This is a genomic window from Shewanella sp. c952 (genome assembly GCF_019654975.1).
GTDB lineage: Bacteria > Pseudomonadota > Gammaproteobacteria > Enterobacterales > Shewanellaceae > Shewanella.
In genome coordinates this window covers 1-5111 of record NZ_BPEW01000067.1, presented here as the reverse complement: position 1 = coordinate 5111, position 5111 = coordinate 1, and the positions used below count along the sequence as shown (strand labels likewise).

General features: G+C 41.2%; 3 protein-coding genes and 2 pseudogenes. All 5 read left to right on the top strand.

Annotation, left to right across the window (positions count from 1 at the left end):
• Positions 1-284: pseudogene (locus K5R16_RS21805) on the top strand (methyl-accepting chemotaxis protein); the annotation flags it as partial.
• Positions 285-941: 657 nt separating this feature from the next.
• Complete coding sequence (locus tag K5R16_RS21800; RefSeq protein ID WP_220740490.1) at positions 942-1907, top strand: LysR family transcriptional regulator; 966 nt, start codon at positions 942-944, stop codon at positions 1905-1907.
• A gap of 242 nt (positions 1908-2149) precedes the next feature.
• On the top strand, positions 2150-4348 hold the full coding sequence (locus K5R16_RS21795) for a molybdopterin-dependent oxidoreductase (protein WP_220740488.1): 2199 nt from the start codon (positions 2150-2152) through the stop codon (positions 4346-4348).
• A 10-nt stretch (positions 4349-4358) separates the two neighbouring features.
• A complete protein-coding gene (locus K5R16_RS21790; RefSeq protein WP_220740486.1) occupies positions 4359-4904 on the top strand; it encodes a 4Fe-4S dicluster domain-containing protein in 546 nt (181 codons plus the stop codon).
• A pseudogene (locus K5R16_RS21785) lies at positions 4904-5111 on the top strand (molecular chaperone TorD); the annotation flags it as partial. The gene K5R16_RS21790 and the pseudogene K5R16_RS21785, both read left to right, overlap by 1 nt.

Genomic DNA, 5111 nt, shown 5'->3' with positions numbered 1-5111 from the left:
AAAACACCTGTGTCAAAACGGCTGAAACCACTGAGGTTGTCGCCTCAGATCTTGATGCTATTGGTGACTCGGTTAATCAAATCAATGATCTGAATACCCAAATCGCCACCGCCGCAGAGGAGCAAAGTTCGGTATCAAGCGAAATTACCCGCAACATGTCAGCCATTAGCGAAATGGCCAGCGAACTGGCCATCAATGGCGAGACCACCAGCAATGAAACTGTCAATCTCGCGACAGCTAACCATCAACTCAGGTTGATCGTGGAGCAGTTTAAGTTGTCATAATTCCAAATTAAAACCACAATAAAAAGGCCCCTCTAAAGCTTTGCGAAGAGGGTCCCACCTAAAATATAAATAGCCTCCATCCCCCACCTTCAAAACCACATAAAATGCTTTTAAAAAACATAGAATCTTACGCGGTTATCACCTCACGATTTAAAACAAGAAAAACATGAACAACAAAATTAAAAAAAACAATTCAATCTAGCTTACCAAACAAAAAGCAAATCATATAAAACATGTAAAGCTCGACAAATATAATTTTCAACACAAATGCAAATATTGCACTCAACCAAAAAACATGACAAATAGAAAGGAACATATTTAAAATAATAATAAACATGTATTAGTTCACACAATAAAAATAAATCCATCAAGTATGAAATTTTTTAAAATAGAGAAAGAAAAGGTATCCAGAACGAATAAAAAGAAATAATTACAACAACTTAAGCTTAGCGTCGCAAAATTTAAAAGCAACTTGCAATATAAGATTTTTTTTATTTCAAATTTCAATTAACGGAATTAACATCAATTAACAAACGGAAGTGTGAAACACATCAAGCTATTAATATAACTCACTTAATAAATGTGACGAGCAACACTGAACAAGCAAAGCTAAATATAGATTATACTCGCATTAACATTCATTAAATAAATATAATCATGAACAAACTAAGCCAACTTAATTACAATCAACTCAGAGTGTTTATATCTATTTATGAGCATGGCCAAAGCTACCAAGCTGCTACAGAATTAGGCATGACAGCTTCCAGTATTAGTAGAACATTAAAAATGTTAAGAGACACTTTCGATGATCCACTTTTTATACGACGTACTTCAGGCTTTATTGCCACAGAAAAGACACACTTATTAGTTCCAATGGCTAAGTTTTTGATTGAACAATATCAAAAAATTGAGATGCAACACTCTGTGTTCACCCCTGCTCATTCGGGTGGACAATATGTCATTCACGCCTATGATGAGTTTATTTATGCTGTCCAGAAGGTCATTCGAAATGACATTCTTCCAGAAGCTCCCAATTTGAGTTTCGAAGTTCGCACACTCAATAATGATTGCAGTAAAGAACTTGCCAATGGTGATATGGATTTTGCCGTAGTTTATGAAAAGTTTAACGGAAGAAATCTTCATTGCGAAATGTTTGCCGAAACCGACAGCCTATATATCTTCGCCCACAGTAATCATCCTATTCATGATCAGGAAATTACAATAGAAAACCTGTCGAAATACTCCTATCTGGAATTAGATAACTACGATGATTTGAGCTGCCCAATACTCGTTAATCTATGTCGTGAGCATGGTCTTGAGATGGCAATCGAAGGTTACACAGACAGCCTTGCCTCGGCCGTGAGGCTTCTCAGTGAAACCGAGTCCATCACTTTGAATTGCAACCAGTTTACCCGGCAATTCATCAAGATAACCCCCAATATCCGAGCCATTAAACTGTCTGATGAACTTGCACAGATGTGCCGTGTACGTCGTCGGCAGCATAGAAAGATCGGTAACTATGTTCTATTTGGTGATAGCAATAATTCGACTGTTTTTAACTGGGTAAAATCGAAACTTCTCTATGGACTTGAAAGGGACTGGAATCTAGCAAGCGAAGAATAATCAATTTTGCTCACCGCTGAAAAATCTTGGTCATTCTTCAGATAAGCAATTTTCAACAGTCTAATTCACTTTAAAAAGGAGCCCACATATATAAACAACTAGATGCGAACTGTAAAAAAGCGAGCAACAAAATATGGGGATGCACTTAAAGCTCACGCAAAATAATTCGTTAAAAATTATTAAAAAGTGCGATTCACACAAAAATAAGTAGTGAAATAACACTACCAAGATGGGGAACATATATGAAGATTAACAGACGCACATTTCTGCAAGGAGTCGGAGCCAGCTCAGTTTTTGCCTCTCTGGCAGGACTAATGCCTGGTACGGCTTCAGCGGCAGTAAGTAATGCTAAAGACAGTTTATTAAATAAAAGAGAAGGTAAAATTGTATATCACAGCTGCCTTAGAAATTGTGCAGATCGCTGCCTATTAAAGTGTCATGTACAAAACGGACGCATGACCTATGTGTCCGGTGCAGCCGAACAAAGAAAAACTGGAACGGCACCCTGTGTAAAAGGACATACATACGTCCAATACACCTATGGTTCAGACCGAATTCTTCATCCTATGGCACGAGTGGGTAAGAAAGGCGAAGGTAAATGGCGCCGGATCACCTGGGATGAAGCCTATAAGACGATTTCAACTCGCTTAAAGAAAATCATAGATGAAGATGGTTCAGATGCAATCCTACCGTACAGTTATTCAGGCAACTACGGCACCATAGGAATGTATGGTTCCGGCGATAGGTTTTTTAACAAGCTAAATTCCAGAAAACTTGACCGCAACGTCTGTATTCACGCAGGGCTGCATGGAGTTGAATCTGCAATCGGTACTGCTATGGGGCCGGATCCTGAAGAGGTTTTAAACTCTGATTGCTATATCTCATACGGCTGGAATGAGCCCGCCACCAATGTCCATTTCATTAAATATATTAACCAGGCCCGTGATAACGGTACCAAGTTAATCGTCGTCAACCCGGTTAGAACTGCTATTGCATCGCAAGCCGATCTTTTTGTACAAATCAAACCTGGTACCGACGTGCACTTTTGTGCAGGCGTAATGAAGTATCTCATTGAACACAATATGCATGATATAGATTTTATCAATAAAAGCACTATGGGTTGGAACGACCTTCAGCAGCAACTCAATGAAGTTACCTATGATGACGTCGTTAAGGTAACCGGAGTCCCGATGGAGACCATAGTAAAGTTCTGCGAAATGTATGGAAATGCTAAGTTAGCCATGATGCGACTGGGACATGGTCTGCAGAGAAACATCAACGGTGGTCGCATATGTCGAGCCGTCTCGCTAATGCAAGCCGTTGTAGGTCAATATGGCAAACTAGGTAATGGCTTGGTCTACGATAACGGCCAGGCGCTCATTGGTGGAAATTGTAATTTAGTCAAGGGAAAACATTTAAGAACCGATCCCAGTGTTGGCCATGTCAATATCACTGAGTTCGCCAAGGCATTAGATCCAAAAAAACCAACCGCCTACAACAAACCAAGCAAGCCCGTTAAAGCCGTTATTTGCTATAACGGTAATCCTGCAGCCATGGCTCCCGATGCTGATGCGGTATTGAAACATTTAAAGAGAGATGACCTATTCTTGGTCGGATTTGACTTCAATATGCATGACAGTATGGACGTTTGTGACATCATTCTTCCATCATCAACTCAGTTCGAAGCCGATGATGTTATTGGTTCTTATGGCTTCCAATATGTTCAGGTTTGCGAAAAAGTGATCGAACCATTAGGTGAATCAAAAGATAATTGGACCTTCTTCAGGGAATTGGCAAAACATATGGGGTTCACAGATCCTGAATTTGATGACACCAATGAAGACATGATCCGCCAGTTCCTTCAAACCGATGATCCTATCTATGAAGGCATTACCTACGAAAGATTAATGAAAGAGAAATCGATCAAAGTCAATGTGGGAACATATTTTGCCGATGGTAAATTCCCAACCCCAAGCGGAAAAGTTGAGTTTCACTCTGAATATATGAAGGAAGAAGGCTTCCACCCTGTTCTCGATTTTGGTCTGCCAGAAGCTGAAATGATCAAATCAGAACAGAAGCTACCCTTCAGAATGGTCAGCCCAGCTATAGCCCAGCGCATGAACTGTGAGTTTTTCAATGTAGAATACATTCGAAACTTCCCCGCTTATATGGTCACCATCAACCCTCAAGATGCTAAAGAGTTGGGAATTGAAAATAATGACCAGGTCCGTCTCAGCAATTTCCGCGGAGAAGCAATCTTTACCGCAGTGCTTACAAGCCAGGTAGATCGAGGCGTCGTAATGACAGTTAAAAACAACTTAAGACGCTTCAACCCTAACGGATCGAACACCTGCACCAATATTCTAACAACTGACACTTTGACCGATTTAGGCGGCTGCTCTGCCTACCACTCGACTAATGTCGCGCTAGAAAAAGCCTAAGGAGTAAATGATGTTAAATAATAAAAAAGTGGGCTTTGTCTTCAGGCAAGAGAATTGCATCGGCTGTGGTGCCTGCACAATAGCCTGCCAGATCCACAATGAACTGCCAGAGAACCACAGATTCCGTAAAGTCGATCGCTATGAAGTAAAGCGAGAAAGCGGCGCTATGGATATCTGGTTGTCTCACTCTTGCATGCACTGTGAAAACCCAGCCTGTTTGATGGTTTGTCCGGCAAAAGCTTACCACGTTAGAGACGACGGAATTGTGGTACTAGACCGTGAAAAATGTACTGGCTGTGGCTTATGTGCCAGCGCCTGTCCTTATTCAGCAGTCAGTATTCGCGAAGACGATGGCAAGGCCGACAAGTGCAACATGTGTGTTGAACTTCTTGACCGCGGAATGAAGCCAGCCTGTGTTGCCGGATGCCCGGTTGAGTGTCTAAACGTCGGTAATCTCAATGAAGCACTGAAGAAGCCTTCGGCCAGTAAAGAAGGCGTCGGCTACGGCGATTGCATCACGAAACCTAACATGGTGATTATTAAGGAACGCGTATAATGACTAGCCAATATGGCCCAACGGCAACGGCTTACTTTGCCTTTAAGTCGATGATTTTCTTTCCATCTAAGGCAGAGGCATTAAACGGATTAATCGCGTATCTCGAAGCGAGTAACCCACAAAGCCCTTTGTTAAACGAAGCAAAGCGCTTTATCGACGATGCATCTGAACTGGAGTTTGACTTCAATCGCATGTGTATTGGGCCAT